Origin of the sequence: Gilliamella sp. Fer1-1 (assembly GCF_001690825.1) — a bacterium.
Taxonomy (GTDB): Bacteria; Pseudomonadota; Gammaproteobacteria; order Enterobacterales; family Orbaceae; genus Gilliamella; species Gilliamella apicola_C.
On record NZ_LZGX01000010.1, the window covers coordinates 57,577 to 76,962 of the forward strand.

Sequence of the window (19,386 nt, forward strand, 5' to 3'; positions counted from 1 at the left end):
AGATCTTGATTTTCAGTGCTTATACCAGTACTTATTCTGCATTTAAATCAATTTTGGGTTAGATTAAAATGAATAGCGAATTACAGTTATCCCCCTTTGTGTATCGAATATTACCATGGATTGCAGCTTTTGCTTTTTTTATGCAATCACTTGATACGTCAATATTAAATACAGCTCTACCCACTATGGCTAAAGATCTTAATGAGTCCCCTTTAAATATGCAATCAGCAGTAATAAGTTATGCATTGACTCTAGCATTGTTTATTCCTGTTAGCGGTTTTTTGTCGGATAAATTTGGCACAAGAAATATTTTTGTCATGGCTGTTTCGCTATTTACACTTGGTTCTTTGCTTTGTGCTTTATCCAATTCATTACTTTTCTTAGATATATCACGCGTTATTCAGGGTATTGGTGGTTCAATGATGGTACCCATATCACGTTTGGTGTTAATTAAATCTTTTAAACGTAGTGATTTTCTAGCGGCTTTAAATACAGCCACCATTCCAGGCCTAATTGGGCCTGTTTTAGGCCCTGTATTGGGTGGTTATCTGGTTGATGTGGTAAGTTGGCATTGGGTATTTTTTATTAATTTGCCTATTGGTATTTTAGGCGTAATCATTAGTTGGAAATATATGCCCAATTTAAAAGGCGAAAAGATGCCTTTTGATCTGTTTGGTTTTATATTTATTGTTGTTGCTTTTATTAGTGCCACTTTAAGTGTTGAGATTTTAAACCAAAATCAGAAATATGATCTTCCATTGTTACTTGCTGCCATTAGCTTGTTCTTTTTGGTTATTTATCGTCGATATGCAAGAAAAAAACAGGCTCCATTATTTCCACTATCGCTTTTTAAGATTCGCACATTCAAAATAGGCATTATTGGAAATTTAATCTGTCGATTAGGAATATCTGGTGTGCCATTTCTTATTCCCTTGTTATTACAAGTAGGGTTTGGCTATTCAGCTATTTTTGCAGGTGTTATGCTTGTACCAATGGCGATTGCGTCAATTTGCACCCGTATTTTTATTCCGCATATTTTAGCTCGCCTAGGCTATCGTTTAGTACTTGTCGCTAATACGATTTTAGCGGGTGTAATGATTGTGCTAATGTCTCAGTTAAATTTATCAACATCACTTATACTAATCAGTTTATTATTATTTTGTATCGGTGGTATTAACTCTATGCAATATACGGCGATGAATAGTATAACTTTAGCTGATTTACAAGGTGAAACAACAAGTAGTGGCAATAGCTTAATGGCAGTTAACCAACAATTAGCAATTAGTTTTGGCACAGGATTTGGGGCGGTTTTACTCAGATTGATAAGCAATACGACTAATACTATTCACGCATTCCAACTAACATTTGTTATACTTGGTGTTGTTACCATATTATCAAGCTTTATTTTTGCACAATTAAAAAGAGAAGATGGACAAAATTTAACTGCTCATCATCAAGAAACAAGGAGATAAGCATATGTTCCAATACCAAATTATCCCAGTTACCGCTTTCCAAGAAAATTGTAGCATTATTTGGTGTGATAAAACGATGGAAGGGGCTGTTATTGATCCTGGTGGTGAGCCAGAGCTACTTAAAAAAGCGATTGAAAAACTAGGTGTTAATATTAAACAAATTTTATTAACCCATGGGCATTTAGATCATGTTGGTGCAGCCGTTGAATTAGCTAAACATTACAACGTGAAAATTATTGGGCCAAACCAAGAAGATGAATTTTTATTAACCTCTTTGCCACAACAATGCGTTCAGTTTGGTTTTCCATATACTGACAGTTTTTTACCTGATCGTTGGTTAAAAGAAGGTGATCAGATCCAAGTAGGAAAAACTACCCTTGATGTGCTTTTTTGCCCAGGACATACCCCAGGACATATTGTTTTTATTAATCATTTTGATAAATTAGCTTTTGTTGGTGATGTTTTATTTAAAGGTAGTATAGGGCGAACTGATTTTCCTCGTGGCAATCATGCCGATTTGATTTCGTCAATTACCCACAAATTATTACCTCTTGGCGATGACTTTATTTTTGTGCCAGGGCATGGGCCGATGTCGAGTTTTGGTCATGAACGAATTAGCAATCCTTATCTAATCTAAGTTAAGAAATACATAGCCTTTGTTATTACATTTTTATTTTAGTGCGTAATAACAAAAGCTCCTCTCATCATCTTAATGTAAACTATTTTAATGAAAAATGGTTTACATTAAGATGCATTACGTTATCATAGTTCTACTATTTATGAATAAAGGTAGAAAATAATGAAACAACAACTGACTTCGTATTATCCAACGTTTATTACCACATTGGTTAACTTATCTTCTTGGCAACGTAAACTATTGGCTACCACAAGTGCGGCATTACTCTTAGGGCTAGCGGCTAATATTAGTATTCCAACTTACCCCGTTCCATTTACATTACAATCATTAGCGGTGTTGTTAATTGGTGCTTTCTTAGGTCGTAAGTTAGGTACATTAGCCATACTCCAATACCTATTGTTAGGCGCAATGGGGTTACCGTTATTTGCCAATGGTAGTGGTGGAATTATGGCGCTGGCTTCACCATCTTCTGGCTACTTATACGGCTATGTTTTTAGCGCTTATTTAGCGGGGTTTGCAGCAGAAAAAGGTTATGATCGTCACTTTATTTTCGGTTTAATTGCATTTGCTTGTGCGCATCAATTATTATTTGCATTTGGTGTTGTTTATTTGATGGGCTATTTGCACATTAGTTTTATTGATGCTTTAAAAGTGGGTTACTTTCCATTTGTCGGTATTGATGCGCTCAAATTTATCATTGCAACTTGTGTAATGTTTTCTCTATGGCGTTATCGTGCTAAAAATCAATAATATTCAAAGTGGCGATATCATCTTCCAAAGCCTTAACGAAGATAATGATTTTAGTGACGCGATAAACTGTTCTGGCGCAGTGCCTAACATGGATAAAATAACAAAAAATATCAATCATGTCGGTTTATATATCGGAAATAATATCGTTATTGAAGCAACGCAACAATATGGTGTGATTGAACAACCACTGGCTGATTTTGTTTGTGCAGCTAAGCGCAATATTATTGGCAGAATCGATGATTTAGTTGTTATTAAAAATGCAATTAAGCGAGTTAAAACTTGTTTAGGTTCACCTTACAATCATAGCTTTTATCCCGATTCGGACGGATTTTATTGTAGTGAGCTGATCACTTATGCTTTCAAAACTAAGCATGGTAGTGACTATTTCGCATTATATCCAATGAATTTTAAGGATTTAACGACAAATCAAATTTTACCTTATTGGATTGATTATTATCGTGAGCTAAAGCAGAGGATCCCACAACAAGAGCTTGGCTCACATCCACAGCAATTACTTAGACAAGACCACTTATTCAAGACAATCCTAACACTTGAATTATCCTAAAAGGAGGTAATTAACACAAAAAAGCATTTTACTATTGACATAGCGCCATTAAATCTATAATATGCGCGCTACATTTCGGTTCCTCCATAGTTCAGTCGGTAGAACGGCGGACTGTTAATCCGTATGTCACAGGTTCAAGTCCTGTTGGAGGAGCCAACTTTCATGTTTTAAAATCTCACCTTTAATAGATAATATTTTAATACCAAGTCATCTTATCCACCTTTTATCACGTTAATATCAGCAATCTATATTGTATTTACAAATAAATTATTCATAATAATTTAGCAATAGATCTATCAGAGCTAGATATATAAAGCTCCATTCGATCATAAAGTTGATGATATATTTATCGGTAAGGAGGAATGAGCAATGCATGTACATTTTATTATTCATGAAGCTTTTGAAGCGCCTGGTGCCTATGAGCAGTGGGCCATGATGCATCATCACACAATAACCTATTCTCGTGTTTATCTAGGTGAATCGCTTCCTAATTGCATTGATGATATCGACTTTCTTATTGTTATGGGTGGTCAACAATCGCCGTCAACAACCAAACAAGAGTGTGCATATTTTGACTCTATAGCAGAACAAGGTGTGATCTTGTCTGCGATAAAAGCGGGTAAAATGGTCATTGGTGTGTGTTTAGGGGCGCAATTAATTGGCGAAGCATTAGGAGCAAACCATGCCAAAAGCCCAGAAAAAGAAATTGGTAAGTTTCCTATTACACTAACTGAAATCGGTAAAGCAAATCCTTTATTTGCTGATTTTGGAAGTGCATTAGAAGTTGGCCATTGGCACAATGATATGCCAGGTTTAACCAAAGATGCCCAAATTATTGCTTATAGTGAAGGCTGCCCTCGCCAAATCATTGCTTATGGCGAATTAGTTTATGGATTCCAATGTCATTTAGAGCTAACGCCTAAAGTAGTTGATTTACTGATTGCCAATTCACAAAAAGAGTTTAGTCATACGGAAAAATACCGCTTTGTTGATACCCAAGATAAACTTCGCTCTCATAATTACACTGAAATGAATCAAAAGCTTTTTACTTTTCTCGACAAATTGAGTCAGCTTTATCTTTCGCCTTAAAGAAAATAATTGATTATATCTTGATTAATAAGGAAATTAAAAAAAATGAAAAATATTACCGTTGATAAGCCAGAAAAACGTAGCAAATTAAGACTAAAATTAGGTAAAGAATATTTTATATTAAAACGTAAATTAGATTGGTGGCGACATCGCAAAGTTTATAGCGCTGTTGATATCCATAATAATACATGTTGTTATTCGCATAAAAAACATCAGTCTGTTTTGTTAAGACCATTAAAAGATGTTGATATGTATTTACAATATAACAAAATCACGAATCTTCGCTTAGCAATAGAAAAACTAAATGGTTCAATCATTAAGCCCAACCAGCGCTTTTCGATCTGGCATAAAGTAGGGCGTCCATCTAAAAAACGAGGATTTTTAGAAGGGTTATCGCTGCATAATGGGCAAATAGGTAAAGATATTGGTGGAGGGTTATGCCAATTAGGTAATTTGATTTATTGGATTGTATTACATTCTGATTTAACAATTCTGGAGCGTTGGCGGCACAGCTTTGATGTTTTCCCTGATATTAATCGTACAATTCCATTTGCTTGCGGGGCAACCTTGTCTTATAACTATGTCGATTTACAGTTGATCAATAAAACTAATACAACTTATCGACTTAACCTGTGGCTTGATGATCAATACTTACATGGTGAATTGCTTGCAGATTCGCCTTTGTCTTATGATTATGAAGTATTTGAAACCGATCACCGCATTGAGCAACAATGGTGGGGAGGCTACACTAGACATAATAAAATCTGGCAACGTAAAACCCATTTAATTGATAACCATACGGAAGAAAAACTCATCAGTGAAAATCACGCCATTATGATGTACACTCCATTTATCGCAAATAATGAAACGTAATTGAAAACACAATAATTATCTTAACAATAGATAGTCATCAGCTATCTAAGTGATAGTTTGAGGGCTATACTAATAGTCCTTATACTCATTATAAATTGTAGTTAATACCTAATTATATGAAAGGAGCAAATTTCATGGCTTATACTTTACCTCCCTTACCTTATGCATATGATGCATTAGAACCTTATATCGATTCAGAAACGATGCATCTTCATCATGATAAGCATCATCAAACTTATGTAAACAATGCAAATGCTATCCTTGAAACATTGCCGGCTGAATTGAAAGATTTATGTCCAAGTGATTTATTAAAAAATTTAGATAAAGTCCCTGCCGACAAAGTTACCGGTGTTAAAAATAACGTAGGTGGACATGTTAACCATACACTTTTCTGGGAATTATTAAAAGTCGGTACCGAGCTTAAAGGTGAACTTAAAGCAGCCATCGAAAAAGATTTTGGTTCAGTTGATGCTTTTAAAGAAAAATTTGCCGCAGCGGCATCAACTCGATTTGGTTCAGGTTGGGCATGGTTAGTATTACAAAATGGCAAGCTTGAAATTGTGTCAACCGCTAACCAAGATTCACCAATGATGGGTGAAAAATTTGCCGGCGTTTCTGGCACACCTATTTTAACACTTGATGTGTGGGAACACGCTTATTATTTAAAATACCAAAATCGTCGTGTTGATTATATCGGTGCGTTTTGGAATGTAGTTAACTGGGATAAAGTTGCTGAACTCTACGCAGAAGCTAAAAAATAAATAGTTATTACAATAAAGCTTCTATCCAACCTGTTAAAGATGACATTTTATGTGTCATCTTTTTTATCATCAATAGATTATTCATCAACACCGCCTCTAAAATTGGCAATTGCTAATTTATGCCTAAATCCGCTACAATGGGTGCTTGTTTAAAAAATCATAAACTGAGCAGATCAATTTAAATCATGTTTGAAATTAACCCTGTTAAGTCAAAGATCGCTGAACTTACCGAACGCACGGCTGTGATTCGGGGGTATCTTTGACTATGATGTAAAAAAAGAACGACTAGAAGAAGTCAATGCTGAATTAGAACAGCCCGAAGTATGGGCAGATCCAGAAAAAGCACAAGCGTTAGGTAAAGAACGTGTCGCGCTTGATGAAATCATCGGTACTCTCAATTCATTAACTCACGGCCTTGACGATGTTGAAGGTCTACTTGAGCTTGCTATTGAAGCTGAAGATCAAGATACTTTCGATGAAGCAATCAGCGAGCTTGATCAACTAGAAAAAAAACTGGTAAGCCTTGAGTTTCGACGTATGTTTTCTGGCAATTACGATAGTGCCGATTGTTATTTAGATATCCAATCAGGATCAGGTGGTACAGAAGCACAAGATTGGGCAGAGATGTTACTTAGAATGTATTTGCGTTGGGCTGAATCAAAAAGTTTTACAACAGAAGTAATGGAAGTGTCAGATGGTGATGTTGCGGGCATCAAATCAGCAACAATTAAAGTGTCTGGCGATTATGCTTACGGTTGGTTACGTACTGAAACAGGGGTGCATCGATTAGTTCGTAAAAGTCCATTTGACTCAGGCAATCGGCGCCACACTTCGTTTGCTTCAGTATTTGTTTATCCTGAAGTAGATGATGATATTGATATTGACATTAATCCAGCAGATCTCCGTATTGATGTTTACCGGGCATCAGGTGCTGGTGGGCAACACGTGAATAAAACTGAGTCTGCAGTACGTATTACACATGTTCCAACCGGGATTGTTACTCAGTGTCAAAATAACCGATCACAACACAGCAATAAAGATCAAGCAATGAAGCAGTTAAAAGCAAAACTGTATGAGCTTGAAATGCAGAAAAAAAATGCCGAAAAACAACAGATGGAAGAAAATAAATCTGACATTGGCTGGGGCAGCCAAATTCGTTCTTACGTACTTGATGATTCACGAATCAAAGATTTACGTACCGGTGTCGAAACACGCAATACCCAAGCCGTTTTAGACGGTGATTTAGATCAATTTATTGAAGAAAGCTTAAAAGCAGGTTTATAACCCTGCTTGGTGATAAATAAAAGGTAAAATTATGTCAACACAGCAAGAGCAACAAAACCATATTGAAGAGTTAAATAACGAGCTTACAATACGTCGTGAAAAATTATCTGCAATTCGCGAACAAGGCATTGCTTTCCCGAATGATTTTCGTCGTGACGCAATTTCAAGCGATCTTCATAAACAGTATGGCGATAAAACGAATGAAGAATTGATTGAAAATAAAATTATTGTAACTGTTGCTGGGCGTATGATGATGCGCCGTATTATGGGTAAAGCTTCGTTCGTTTCTTTACAAGATGTTGCTGGGCAGATCCAACTTTATGTCACTCGTGATGATCTTCCTGAAGGTTTTTATAACGAACAATTTAAAAAATGGGATTTGGGGGATATTGTCGGTGCTAAAGGTTACCTATTTAAAACTAAAACAGGTGAGCTTTCTATTCATTGTGAAGAAATCCGCTTGCTAACCAAAGCACTACGCCCATTACCTGATAAGTTTCATGGACTGGCTGATCAAGAAATGCGATATCGCCAGCGTTACTTGGATCTTATCACTAATCAAGAATCAAGAGAGACGTTTAAAGCGCGCTCAAAGGTGGTCAGTGAAATCCGTAATTTTATGATTGAAAATAGCTTTATGGAAGTTGAAACGCCAATGATGCAAGTTATCCCTGGTGGCGCATCAGCTAAGCCTTTTATTACGCATCATAATGCGCTTGATTTAGATATGTACTTACGAATTGCACCAGAGCTTTATTTAAAACGTTTAGTTGTTGGGGGCTTTGAACGTGTATTTGAAATTAACCGTAACTTCCGTAATGAAGGGGTGTCGCCAAGACATAATCCAGAATTCACCATGATGGAAATGTATATGGCTTACGCTGACTACAAAGATCTGATTGTATTAACAGAAGCATTATTCCGTCGTTTAGCTATTGCCGTAACTGGTGATGCTGTTGTGCAATATGGCGATCATATTTTTGATTTTGGTAAGCCATTTATCAAGATGACAATGCGTGAAGCCATTTGCCACTATCGCCCAGAAACCAATAATGCCGATTTAGATTATTTTGATAAAGCCTGTGCCATTGCGCAATCAGTTGGCATCAAAATTGAAAAAGGCTGGGGACTTGGTCGTGTTGTCACTGAAATTTTTGAAGAAGTGGCTGAAGCAAATTTAATTCAACCAACCTTTATTACTGAGTATCCAGCAGAAGTTTCACCTCTGGCTCGTCGTAATGATGAAAACCCATTTGTTACTGATCGATTTGAATTTTTTATTGGTGGCCGTGAAATTGGCAATGGATTCTCAGAACTCAATGATGCCGAAGATCAAGCACAACGTTTTGCAGATCAAGTATCCCAAAAAGACGCTGGCGATGATGAGGCAATGTTCTATGATGAAGATTACATTACTGCCCTTGAGCATGGTTTACCGCCTACAGCAGGATTAGGAATTGGTATTGACCGAACAGTAATGCTATTTACAAATAGCCATACAATTCGTGATGTTATTTTATTCCCAACCATGCGACCAATCAAATAAAATAACTTACTACTAAATACGACTAAAAAAGCTCACTTATCATATAAATAAGTGAGCTTTTATATTTAAACATATAATTTAAATCAAGTTTATTAAAAAACTATTTTACATAATAATCAATGTAAGTATCCAAAATTTCCCCCTTTTTTATCTAAATTATGACTCATTTTTTTAATACTTAGCTATATAAACAATGTATCTTAATCATTAACGAATAAATACTATAATACGTTATTGCTTACCTTTTAATAATACACATGCTTAACCTGCTAAAAAGATGTTTGTATCGATTAACTATTTGATATAAAAAATAATTATTGCCGATAAACTTCTTATTAGTTTGATCAGCACTTAAGATAAGTAAAATGGGGGGGTTATTCATTGATTCGGGAGTGTGATTGCTAATACATTATAAAAATCGTTGGCTATAAATTATAGCCAACGAAACATTAATAAATATTAGTTAGAACGATTGGCATTTATTTGATGAGGTAAGATTAAATTCAAAACAATGGCTAAGATACCACATAAACTAATGCCCTGTAGTGCATAAGATCCAAAATCAAAAATCATTCCACCAATCCCAAAAACTAAAACTAATGAAACGATACACATATTTCGAGGCATGGAAAGATCGACTTTATGTTTGACTAAAATATTGATGCCCACTGATGCAATAGAACCAAACAATAGCACCATAATTCCTCCCATTACTACAGTTGGAATGGAGCTTAAAAATGCCCCGATTTTGCCAATAAAAGACATTAAAATTGCCCAAATTGCGGCCCATGTCATAACGCGTGTTTTAAAATTGCGCGTTAACGTTACCGCACCAATTACTTCGGCATAAGTAATGCATGGTGGCCCACCAAAAAAACCTGCTGTAGAGGTTGCAATCCCATCACCTAGTAATGTGCGTTGTAAACCAGGATCACGTGTATAATCTTTTCCCGTTACAGAACTAATTGCCATGATATCACCCACGTGTTCAATGGTTGGTGCAATGACAATTGGAATCATATATAAAATAGCTTGCCAATGAAATTCAGGGAAAGTGAAATCGGGAATCTTAAACCATGGAGCATCCATAATTGGTTGAAAATTGACTATACCAAATACACAAGAAAGGCTATAACCAACGACGATTCCCGAAATAATTGGCAATAATTTTAAAAAACCTTTTGCCCAAATGGCAACAATTAACGTAGTTAACAATGAAGTCATTGATATGATAATCAATTGATAATTTTCTGCTTGCAGTCCACTATCTTTACCCATGGCCATATTTACAGTAACTGGAGCTAGTGATAAGCCGATAACCATAATAATAGGACCAGTCACCACTGGTGGTAATATACGATCAATAACATGACTACCATTAATTTTAACTAAAAATGCAAAAAGCATAAATACAAAACCAGCAGCAACTAAACCGCCTAATGTTGCTGGAATTCCCCATTGGGCAACACCAAATGATATAGGTGCAATAAAGGCAAATGATGAAGCCAAAAATACAGGGACTTTACCTTTAGTTGTCAATTGAAATAATAAAGTACCCACTCCAGCAGTAAAAAGAGCGACATTTGGATTTAACCCTGTTAACAAGGGTACTAATACCAATGCCCCAAATGCAACAAATAACATTTGTGCTCCAGTCAAAATATCCTGCCAACAATGCTTATGCAGTGATGTTATATTTTTTGTTTTGTCTGTTGTGATATTGTTCACATCTCGCCTCTCTTACTTAACTAATCTTATTGTATAACTTGCCTGATCAACAGGCATAAAAAAACCGGTTTAACCGGTCTAAAATTTGAGATTTTATTTTGTGCCGAAAATTTTGTCTCCAGCATCCCCAAGTCCTGGTAGTATGTAGCCTTTTTCGTTCAACCTCTCATCAATTGATGCGGTATAAAGTTCAACATCTGGATGAGCTTGTTCAAGTACTTTAATGCCTTCTGGCGCAGCAACTAAAACTAATACTTTAATATTTTTACACCCTGCTTTTTTTAGCAAGTCGATTGTTGCAACCATTGAACCGCCTGTTGCAAGCATAGGATCAACAACTAAAGCCATTCGCTCTTCAATATCAGATGTTAACTTTTGGAAATAAGGGACAGGTTCGAGAGTCTCTTCATTACGATAAAAACCAACAACGCTAATACGGGCACTTGGTATATGTTCAAGCACGCCATCCATCATACCTAAACCTGCGCGCAAGATAGGTACGACGGTAATTTTTTTACCTTTGATACGTTCAACTTCAACAGGCCCACACCAACCTTTTATCGTTACTTTTTCGGTAGGTAGATCAGCCGTTGCTTCATAAGTTAATAAACTGCCAACTTCACTGGCAAGATCACGAAATTCTTTGGTGCTAATGTCGTATTCACGCATTAATCCAATTTTATGACGGACAAGAGGGTGTTTTACTTCAACTATTTTCATGGAGAGCCTCAGTGTTATTTTCTATAATCGGTTAGTCGGTATAAATAACCACTGAGTGGTGATTTTAACATAGATCTCACTTGATGAAAACCTAAAATCGACTGCCTTATAGACAACGTAAATATTGATAAAAAAAGAAAAATAAAAAATTTAACGGTAAAAATAAGTTTTATTTTCATTTTTTTCATTTGAATAGCCGTCCCAAATAATTTATTTCAGCAATTAATTTAAAAAAAGGAATATAGGAATGAATTGGTTTATTGATGGCATTACAAAAAATTATGCAAATTTTAATGGACGAGCACGTCGTAAAGAATATTGGATGTACGTTTTGTTCAGTTCTATTTTAACTGTTATCGCAATAATCATTGATAAAATGATTGGAAGTCCTTTAATGGTAATCTTAACGTTGGCATTATTCCTTCCTAATTTAGCTGTTACTGTACGCCGCTTACATGATACAAGTAAATCAGGTTGGTGGGTTTTGTTACAATTTATTCCATTCATTGGCGCTATTATTATAATTGTATTCTGCGTACAGGACTCAACACCAGGCAGCAACCAATACGGTGAAAACCCTAAAGGGTTACAATTTATTACTAATAACCTTATCATTAAACGTGGTAAGGTTAAATCATTATTAACATTATCTCCTATCTTTTAAATACTTTCTCCATCTAAATATTCAACAGGCAAATCAACCACTTTTCGATCAATCTTTTCGCCGTTGATTCGTTTTAATAACAGTTCAGTCGCAATCTTCCCCATTTCAATTCTTGGTGTTTGTATAGAAGCTAATTTAGGATTCATATATTGACCAATTTGATGCCCATGAAAGCCAACAATCGCTATCTGTTTTGGAACTTCAATACGCATTCGCTGACACTCTAATAATACGCCCAAGGCCAAATCATCATTGGTACTAAAAATGCCATCAACGCAAGGTAATTCTGTTAAAATCTGATGCAAAAATCGTGCGCCTAACTCATAAGATGACGCTTCTTTAGTTGCTAATGTTCGTGGATTTAATCCCGCTTCTTGCATTGCCTGTTCATAGCCTTGTTGACGAATAATACTTCGTTGATCTTGCCTTGCGCTAAAATAAACAATATTACGACGTCCTTTATCTATCATACGATGAATCATATTTTTCGTTGCAGTAAAATTATCAAACCCAACAGCCATATCAATGCAAGGTGAGATGCTATCCATAATCTCAACAACAGGAACACCCGAAATTTCAATCATCTTTAATGTTGCTGGAGTATGCGTTCTTTCCGTTAAAATTAACCCGTCAATATTATAAGAAAGTAATGAGCGCAGGCGTAATTCTTCTTTGTCAGCACTGTATCCAGTATGAGTGATCATGGTTTGATATCCTCGCACATCCGTCACCATCTCAATACCTTTTAAAATATCGGCGAAAACCTGATTAGTTAAAGAAGGGAACACAATACCAATAGCATTACTTTTAGCGTTAGACAGCATATCGGGAGCTTTATTGGGAATATATCCTAGCTTATCTATTGCGGCTGAAATTTGTAATTGGAGTGGTTTTGATACAAGGTTAGGATCATGCAGAAAACGACTGACTGTCATTTTACTTATCCCAATCAAATTGGCAATTTCTTGCAAACTTGTTCGACGTCTTTTATTGCTCATTCACTTTTTCCGGTAGCTTTGGCTGCCAATCTATAGCAGTTTTACCTTGCTGTATAATTAGATCATTTGCTTTGGAAAAATGCTTACAGCCCAAGAAACCTCGATGTGCGGATAACGGCGATGGATGTACTGAAGTTAATACATGATGTTTTTGGCGATTAATAAACTGTCCTTTTTTTTGCGCAGGAGACCCCCACAATAAAAAAACCACTCCTTCAAGATATTGATCGATAGCTGCTATCACATGATCAGTAAAAGTTTCCCAACCTATTTTTGCATGAGAATGGGCTTGTCCTGCTTCAACAGTTAGCACGTTGTTTAATAATAATACACCTTGAGTTGCCCAAGAGGCTAAGTAACCATGAGAAGGAATCTTAAAATGTTCAATATCTGTTGATAATTCTTTATAGATATTCAATAACGATGGGGGCGGCTTAATCCCTGGTAAAACAGAAAACGAAAGTCCGTGAGCTTGATTAGGACCATGATAAGGATCTTGCCCTAAAATCACCACTTTAATTTGATTAAATGGCGTAAAACGAAATGCATTAAACACATCATGCTGTGGTGGATAAATAATTTTACCTTTCGCCCGCTCAGATGCCACAAATTGCATTATTTGTTGAAAATAGGGCTTTTCTTTTTCAGCGCCAATAACATCATGCCATGTTAATTGATTACTCATACAACACCTATACTATTATTTTATATGACTCAACAAGACCATTTACTAATTACAATAATTATACCTAAAAATAATAATAAACCTAATGCTAATGAGCTTAAGGTTCACTAAACAAAAATATTTATTTAAATATAAAATGTTGCTTTATTGATCAAGGCAGCAATGCTAATAAAATATTCTTATAACATCCAAAGCTACGCTACACTTTACACTAAATGAGGCATTATGTTACCTACCCATATGTTTAGATAATACAAATGTATAGTTAATAAATTTAAAAGAATTAATGCGATAAATAGTTTTTCAGGAACATAGCAAAAACCCTAAACAAAGGTATTACTTATTGGATTGATAGCTTTTTTTGACTTTAATCAAATTTTGAAAGTGCTATATTAACCCTAATTATTTTAGGGCAATAAGGCCCCGTTAGGAGGATTTAAAATGATTACAGGTATCCAAATTACTAAAGCAGACAATGCAGCACTTCTTAACTCTTTTTGGTTATTAGATGACGATACTAAAGAAGCTCGTTGTGTGGCAGCTAAATCAGTTTATAAAGAAGATCAAGTTATTCCAACTGCCGAATTAGGCCAATTCGAATATCGTGAAGTTCCATTAGATGTTGCACCAACCATCAAAGTTGAAGGTGGTCAACACTTAAATGTTAACGTTCTTCGTCGTGAAACTTTAGAAGATGCAGTAAAAAATCCAGAAAAATACCCACAATTAACAATTCGTGTTTCTGGCTATGCAGTGCGCTTTAACTCGTTAACTGCAGAACAACAACGCGACGTTATTGCTCGTACATTTACAACCAAAATTTAATTAAATCGAGTTTAAGTTTTATAAAAGATAATCTAAGTAATTAGGTTATCTTTTTTTATGAATTAAATATAACAATATGCTAATGCAATAGTTATTAGTGAGGAAAAGCATCCATTAATCGTAGATACATTTTATGTTATGCTTGATGACATTCAACCCAACGTAAGTATTGTCGCCAGAAAGGATCGAACTCGCATTCAGTTTTAACGGATAATGTATGATATCGGTCTGTTATCTGTTGCACTAGTTGAAGTGCTGAGTGTTTATTTCCTACATGCCATAACATATTTCTGACACCTTGACTAAAACTGTTTTGACAGTGAATACCCTGTTCATCAGCACGTAAAGCAAGATTGATAGTATCCTCTAATTCATAAACAAGTGAAAGAGCCTCTTTACTATCAATATCAACGATAATATTAAGCGCATAACAATAATTTTCATGCCCTACCAAAGAATTAGCCGCTTCATTACGATGCACTAATATTTTAAGATCCGTTAATTCAAATACAATCCATTGATCCTCTTGAACATTAAGCACACCGGTATGTTTTAAATCTTCTTTCCATAATCGATCGAAAATAGTGACAAATTGGTTAGCAGGAATTGTAGCTGCATTGTGATCTGTCTTTAAAAACTCAATAGATTCTAATCTAACAGCAAAATCATATTCACCCAATAGGTGATCGAGATAAATCAATGCCATCGTTTCTGCTTGTTTTACCATATCTTCGGGGATCGTCTTAGCAAACAGAATACCGATAGATATTTTACGATAACTTTCTTTATATTGAATTAATAAATCAGTAGCACTTAATGAGAAAGAACTTTCTTCAGATTTTATAACAAATGTATCTACATTATTAGTGCGCTGACGAAATGCTTCTACTTCGAAAAACTGAAGATCAGGTGCTTGTCGAGTAATTTCCATTACATACTCGAATCGATCAATTTTTCCATCTGCGGTAAAAATAATTTTATGCTTCTTAGTATCCCCTATAGTAATTTCAGCAATTACATCTAACTGATTTTCATCTAATAGCTTATTGATATTTTTAATTATATCGATAAGTTCAAGTTCATTAAGAGATTGTTCAGATTTTTTTACCTGTCGCCAAAAGTCCTGAATTATCACACTTAAATGATTTTGTGAGCTTTGTTGCTCTTTTGGTATGTCTTTAATATTAGGCGGTGATTTTTTCCAAAACTTTTTAAAAAACATATATATTATTCCCTTCATGTCATTAAAATCATACAAAACTAATATTAATAATTTAACTAATGTATACTATATTCATTTAAAGTTAATAACTATCGATTATCTAATAAGATTATTAATGAAAATATTGTTGCAAGGAAACTTTATTTTATCAAAGTAGAAAAACTAAAAATACTTAAATTAAACAATTTGATATAATTTAAATGCGAGATTAATAACCTAATCTCGCTATTATTTCAGCTGTGATTTGTTTTATTCAAAAAACTTTTTCACTTTGTCAAAAAAGCTTTTTTCTTTTGGACTGTGTTTAGAACTTTTATCAGCTTTAAAGCTTTCAGCCAATTCTTTTAGCAATTCTTTTTGCTTGCTTGTTAAGTTGACTGGTGTTTCAACCACAACATGACAGTAAAGATCACCGATAGTGCTACCGCGCAACGATTTAACGCCTTTACCACGTAGTCGGAACATTTTTCCTGTTTGTGTTTCAGGAGGAATGGTTAAGCTGACCTTACCATTAAGCGTTGGTACTTCAACTTCACCGCCAAGTGATGCGAGTGCAATATTAATCGGGATTTCGCAATGCAGGTTTGTACCATCTCGCTCAAAAATAGCATGTGGTTTAACTTGCATTTGTACATATAAATCGCCTGCAGGTGCTCCGTTTAAACCTGCTTCACCTTCGCCAGAAAGTCGAATACGATTACCTGTGTCAATACCTGCTGGAATAGTAACAGAAAGTGTTTTCGTTTTTTGTACACGACCTTCACCATGACACTTTTTACATGGATTTTTTACAACTTTTCCTCGCCCATGACAAGTTGGGCACTCTTGTTGCACGGCAAAAAAACCTTGTCGCATTTGTACAACACCTGAACCATGACAAGTATTACACGTCACCACATCCGAAGATTTTTCAGCTCCTTGTCCATGGCAAGTATCACAACTTACCCATGTTGGCACTTTAATTTCTTTACTAACACCGGCTGCAGCTTCTTCTAATGTTAGGGTGATATTGTATTGTAAGTCATTACCTCGAGAAGTGGTTTGACTACGCCCTCGACCTCCACCAAAGAAATCACTGAATATATCGTCAAACGCTCCACCACCAAAACCGCCAAATCCGCCAAAACCACCAGCTCCTGCTCCTTGCCCTTGTTCAAATGCCGCATGACCATATTGATCATAAGCCGCCTTTTTTTGCGGATCAGTTAGGATTTCGTAGGCTTCTTTTACTTCTTTGAATTTTGCTTCAGCTTCGTCTTTATTATCCTGGTTTTTATCAGGATGATATTTCATGGCTAGACGTTTATAGGCTTTTTTTATCTCGCTTTCACTAGCACTTTTACTAACGCCTAATGTTTCATAATAATCTTTCTTCGCCATAATTAACCTTTATTTTTGTTTCTTTTCATAAAGAACTAAACGGGCTTGAGTTACCTCGCGCCCGTTTAACTTGCTACATGTCTAAAACTTGTTGAAATAACTTATTAAAAAACATAGTAATTAATGATTATTTTTTATCATCATCAACTTCTTTAAAATCAGCATCAACAACATCATCTTGCGCACTAGCGCTTTCACTATTTGATTGACCTGCGCCTTGAGCTTGTTGTTGTGCTAGTTCAAGTAATTTTTTAGATGCTTCCATTAATGCATTAATTTTTGCTTCAATTTCTGCCTTATCTTCACCTCGAGCTGCGACTTCTAAAGCATTTACTGCGTCTTCAATAGCTTTTTTATCATCAGCTGATAACTGATCACCAGACTCAGCCACTTGTTTTCGAGTTGAATGAACAAGGTGATCGGCTTGGTTACGAGTTTGAGCTAGTTCTTCAAATTTACGGTCTGCATCGGCATTTGCTTCTGCATCATTAACCATTTTTTGAATCTCTTCTTCGCTTAATCCTGAAGAGGCTTTAATCGTAATTTTTTGCTCACGACCTGTATTTTTGTCTTTTGCCGATACATGTAAAATACCATCAGCATCAATATCAAATGTCACTTCAATTTGTGGCATGCCACGTGGTGCAGGTTGAATGCCATCTAGATTGAATTGACCTAATGATTTATTATCGCCAGCACGTTTACGCTCACCTTGCAATACATGAATAGTTACGGCTGATTGATTATCTTCAGCAGTTGAGAACACTTGACTATGTTTAGTTGGGATAGTTGTGTTCTTTTCAATTAACGCTGTCATCACACCACCCATAGTCTCAATACCTAAAGACAATGGTGTAACATCAAGTAATAAAACATCTTTAACATCACCGCCAAGTACACCACCTTGAACAGCAGCACCAACAGCAACCGCTTCATCAGGGTTTACATCTTTACGTGGCTCTTTACCAAAGAAGTCAGCAACAGCTTTTTGAACCATTGGCATACGTGTTTGACCACCAACAAGAATAACGTCTTTAATGTCAGAAACAGAAAGACCTGCATCTTGTAATGCTGTTTTTACAGGATCCATTGAGCGTTTAACCAAATCTTCAACTAAAGACTCAAGTTTTGCACGCGTTACTTTAATATTTAAATGTTTTGGACCGCTTGCATCAGCTGTAATATACGGTAGATTAATATCTGTTTGTTGAGCAGATGATAATTCAATTTTTGCTTTTTCTGCTGCTTCTTTCAAGCGTTGCATAGCAAGTGGATCATTTTTCAAATCAAAGTTTTGTTCACGTTTAAATTCGTCAACTAAATAATTGATTAAGCGTGAGTCGAAATCTTCACCACCTAAGTGTGTATCACCATTTGTTGCTAATACTTCAAATGTTTTTTCACCATCAACATCGTCGATTTCGATGATTGAGATATCAAATGTACCACCACCAAGGTCATAAACAGCGATAGTGCGGTTGCCGACATCTTTGTCTAAACCATAAGCGAGTGCTGCAGCTGTTGGTTCGTTGATAATGCGTTTAACATCAAGCCCAGCAATACGGCCTGCATCTTTAGTTGCTTGGCGTTGAGCATCATTAAAATAAGCTGGAACTGTAATTACTGCTTCAGTAACGGCTTCGCCAAGATAGTCTTCTGCTGTTTTTTTCATTTTCTTTAATACTTCAGCAGAAATTTGTGGTGGTGCAATTTTTTGACCTTTAACATCAACCCATGCATCGCCATTATCTGCTTTCACAATTTTATATGGCATAATGCTAACATCACGTTGCACTTCAGCATCTTCAAAACGACGACCAATTAAACGTTTAATTGCAAATAAGGTGTTTTGTGGATTGGTTACAGCTTGACGTTTTGCTGGTTGACCAACTAATGTTTCACCATCTTGGGTATAAGCAATAATCGAAGGAGTTGTGCGATCGCCTTCTGCATTTTCTAATACTTTTGCTTGACCATTGTCCATTACAGCAACACATGAGTTTGTTGTTCCCAAGTCAATACCAATAATTTTACCCATAATTTATTCTCCTAAAAATCTGTAATTTATTCCTTGTATATAGGGTTTAAATATGAATTTTCAAGCCCTTAATTTCACAAGGAAATGTTTTTGTTTTCACATAAATGGGAACATTATTATTAATATCAAGGGGCGATAAAAAATAATTT

General features: G+C 35.6%; 18 protein-coding genes and 1 tRNA gene. 12 read left to right on the plus strand and 7 right to left on the minus strand.

What is annotated here, in order from left to right:
* Positions 1–68: 68 nt before the first annotated feature.
* The 10 genes from A9G28_RS00790 to lysS all read left to right on the plus strand — a co-directional run bounded on the left by A9G28_RS00790 (position 69) and on the right by lysS (position 8,977).
* The gene (locus tag A9G28_RS00790; RefSeq protein ID WP_065579479.1) at positions 69–1,472 is read left to right on the plus strand and encodes a DHA2 family efflux MFS transporter permease subunit; all 1,404 of its coding nucleotides are present in this window, start codon (positions 69–71) and stop codon (positions 1,470–1,472) included.
* 4 nt (positions 1,473–1,476) lie between these two features.
* Positions 1,477–2,109: an MBL fold metallo-hydrolase gene (locus A9G28_RS00795; RefSeq protein ID WP_065579480.1), complete on the plus strand. Its 633-nt coding sequence runs from the start codon at positions 1,477–1,479 to the stop codon at positions 2,107–2,109.
* A 162-nt stretch (positions 2,110–2,271) separates the two neighbouring features.
* Positions 2,272–2,859 (plus strand): biotin transporter BioY, encoded by a 588-nt coding sequence (locus tag A9G28_RS00800; protein ID WP_065566117.1) that lies wholly within the window; start codon positions 2,272–2,274, stop codon positions 2,857–2,859.
* Positions 2,843–3,424, plus strand: a complete 582-nt coding sequence (locus tag A9G28_RS00805; protein WP_065579481.1) for a YiiX/YebB-like N1pC/P60 family cysteine hydrolase — start codon at positions 2,843–2,845, stop codon at positions 3,422–3,424. The genes A9G28_RS00800 and A9G28_RS00805 overlap by 17 nt, the downstream gene beginning before the upstream one ends.
* Before the next feature lie 80 nt (positions 3,425–3,504).
* Positions 3,505–3,580, plus strand: a tRNA-Asn gene (locus A9G28_RS00810).
* Between the two features lie 213 nt (positions 3,581–3,793).
* On the plus strand, positions 3,794–4,513 hold the full coding sequence (locus A9G28_RS00815; protein ID WP_065579482.1) for a type 1 glutamine amidotransferase: 720 nt from the start codon (positions 3,794–3,796) through the stop codon (positions 4,511–4,513).
* Positions 4,514–4,558: 45 nt separating this feature from the next.
* A complete protein-coding gene (locus A9G28_RS00820) occupies positions 4,559–5,386 on the plus strand; it encodes a VanW family protein (RefSeq protein WP_065579483.1) in 828 nt (275 codons plus the stop codon).
* A 134-nt stretch (positions 5,387–5,520) separates the two neighbouring features.
* Positions 5,521–6,147: a Fe-Mn family superoxide dismutase gene (locus A9G28_RS00825; protein WP_065579484.1), complete on the plus strand. Its 627-nt coding sequence runs from the start codon at positions 5,521–5,523 to the stop codon at positions 6,145–6,147.
* 185 nt (positions 6,148–6,332) lie between these two features.
* Positions 6,333–7,431, plus strand: a protein-coding gene (gene prfB, locus A9G28_RS00830; RefSeq protein ID WP_141674654.1) for a peptide chain release factor 2 whose coding sequence is annotated in 2 segments (ribosomal slippage) — positions 6,333–6,407 and positions 6,409–7,431 — 1,098 coding nt in all. Because the reading frame shifts where the segments join, the coding sequence is not laid out codon by codon here.
* 31 nt (positions 7,432–7,462) lie between these two features.
* Positions 7,463–8,977, plus strand: coding sequence for a lysine--tRNA ligase (gene lysS / locus A9G28_RS00835; RefSeq protein ID WP_065579486.1), 1,515 nt, complete (start codon positions 7,463–7,465; stop codon positions 8,975–8,977).
* Between the two features lie 459 nt (positions 8,978–9,436).
* Here lysS and A9G28_RS00840 read toward each other — a convergent pair whose 3' ends face one another.
* Both A9G28_RS00840 and upp read right to left on the minus strand, forming a co-directional pair.
* Positions 9,437–10,696 (minus strand): uracil-xanthine permease family protein, encoded by a 1,260-nt coding sequence (locus A9G28_RS00840; RefSeq protein WP_442903252.1) that lies wholly within the window; start codon positions 10,694–10,696, stop codon positions 9,437–9,439.
* Between the two features lie 102 nt (positions 10,697–10,798).
* Positions 10,799–11,425 (minus strand): uracil phosphoribosyltransferase, encoded by a 627-nt coding sequence (upp, locus tag A9G28_RS00845; protein WP_065579487.1) that lies wholly within the window; start codon positions 11,423–11,425, stop codon positions 10,799–10,801.
* A gap of 247 nt (positions 11,426–11,672) precedes the next feature.
* Here upp and A9G28_RS00850 point away from each other — a divergent pair, with 247 nt between their 5' ends.
* Positions 11,673–12,089 carry a DUF805 domain-containing protein gene (locus tag A9G28_RS00850; protein ID WP_065566109.1) on the plus strand — a complete coding sequence of 139 codons (417 nt, stop codon included), beginning with the start codon at positions 11,673–11,675 and terminating at the stop codon, positions 12,087–12,089.
* Here A9G28_RS00850 and gntR read toward each other — a convergent pair.
* The gene (gntR, locus tag A9G28_RS00855) at positions 12,086–13,087 is read right to left on the minus strand and encodes a gluconate operon transcriptional repressor GntR (RefSeq protein ID WP_065566108.1); all 1,002 of its coding nucleotides are present in this window, start codon (positions 13,085–13,087) and stop codon (positions 12,086–12,088) included. The genes A9G28_RS00850 and gntR overlap by 4 nt on opposite strands.
* Positions 13,077–13,772: a uracil-DNA glycosylase gene (ung, locus tag A9G28_RS00860; RefSeq protein ID WP_065566107.1), complete on the minus strand. Its 696-nt coding sequence runs from the start codon at positions 13,770–13,772 to the stop codon at positions 13,077–13,079. The genes gntR and ung overlap by 11 nt, the downstream gene beginning before the upstream one ends.
* A gap of 441 nt (positions 13,773–14,213) precedes the next feature.
* Between ung and grcA the strand changes: the two genes are divergently transcribed.
* Positions 14,214–14,597, plus strand: a complete 384-nt coding sequence (gene grcA / locus A9G28_RS00865) for an autonomous glycyl radical cofactor GrcA (RefSeq protein WP_065579488.1) — start codon at positions 14,214–14,216, stop codon at positions 14,595–14,597.
* A 136-nt stretch (positions 14,598–14,733) separates the two neighbouring features.
* Here the strand turns inward: grcA and A9G28_RS00870 are convergent, their stop codons facing one another.
* The 3 genes from A9G28_RS00870 to dnaK form a co-directional block, all read right to left on the minus strand.
* Entirely contained in the window at positions 14,734–15,819 is a 1,086-nt protein-coding gene (locus A9G28_RS00870; RefSeq protein ID WP_065579489.1) for a hypothetical protein, read from the minus strand.
* A gap of 249 nt (positions 15,820–16,068) precedes the next feature.
* Positions 16,069–17,199, minus strand: a complete 1,131-nt coding sequence (gene dnaJ / locus A9G28_RS00875; RefSeq protein ID WP_065579490.1) for a molecular chaperone DnaJ — start codon at positions 17,197–17,199, stop codon at positions 16,069–16,071.
* A gap of 127 nt (positions 17,200–17,326) precedes the next feature.
* Positions 17,327–19,237, minus strand: a complete 1,911-nt coding sequence (gene dnaK / locus A9G28_RS00880) for a molecular chaperone DnaK (RefSeq protein ID WP_065566103.1) — start codon at positions 19,235–19,237, stop codon at positions 17,327–17,329.
* Between the last annotated feature and the right edge of the window lie 149 nt (positions 19,238–19,386).

Coding starts and splice junctions, on each gene's coding strand:
- A9G28_RS00870 (WP_065579489.1), bottom strand. CDS start 15,819: ATGTTTTTTAAAAAGTTTTGGAAAAAATCACCGCCTAATATTAAAGAC.
- upp (WP_065579487.1), bottom strand. CDS start 11,425: ATGAAAATAGTTGAAGTAAAACACCCTCTTGTCCGTCATAAAATTGGA.
- A9G28_RS00795 (WP_065579480.1), top strand. CDS start 1,477: ATGTTCCAATACCAAATTATCCCAGTTACCGCTTTCCAAGAAAATTGT.
- A9G28_RS00820 (WP_065579483.1), top strand. CDS start 4,559: ATGAAAAATATTACCGTTGATAAGCCAGAAAAACGTAGCAAATTAAGA.
- ung (WP_065566107.1), bottom strand. CDS start 13,772: ATGAGTAATCAATTAACATGGCATGATGTTATTGGCGCTGAAAAAGAA.
- A9G28_RS00815 (WP_065579482.1), top strand. CDS start 3,794: ATGCATGTACATTTTATTATTCATGAAGCTTTTGAAGCGCCTGGTGCC.
- dnaK (WP_065566103.1), bottom strand. CDS start 19,237: ATGGGTAAAATTATTGGTATTGACTTGGGAACAACAAACTCATGTGTT.
- lysS (WP_065579486.1), top strand. CDS start 7,463: ATGTCAACACAGCAAGAGCAACAAAACCATATTGAAGAGTTAAATAAC.
- A9G28_RS00790 (WP_065579479.1), top strand. CDS start 69: ATGAATAGCGAATTACAGTTATCCCCCTTTGTGTATCGAATATTACCA.
- A9G28_RS00800 (WP_065566117.1), top strand. CDS start 2,272: ATGAAACAACAACTGACTTCGTATTATCCAACGTTTATTACCACATTG.
- grcA (WP_065579488.1), top strand. CDS start 14,214: ATGATTACAGGTATCCAAATTACTAAAGCAGACAATGCAGCACTTCTT.
- gntR (WP_065566108.1), bottom strand. CDS start 13,087: ATGAGCAATAAAAGACGTCGAACAAGTTTGCAAGAAATTGCCAATTTG.
- A9G28_RS00850 (WP_065566109.1), top strand. CDS start 11,673: ATGAATTGGTTTATTGATGGCATTACAAAAAATTATGCAAATTTTAAT.
- dnaJ (WP_065579490.1), bottom strand. CDS start 17,199: ATGGCGAAGAAAGATTATTATGAAACATTAGGCGTTAGTAAAAGTGCT.
- A9G28_RS00825 (WP_065579484.1), top strand. CDS start 5,521: ATGGCTTATACTTTACCTCCCTTACCTTATGCATATGATGCATTAGAA.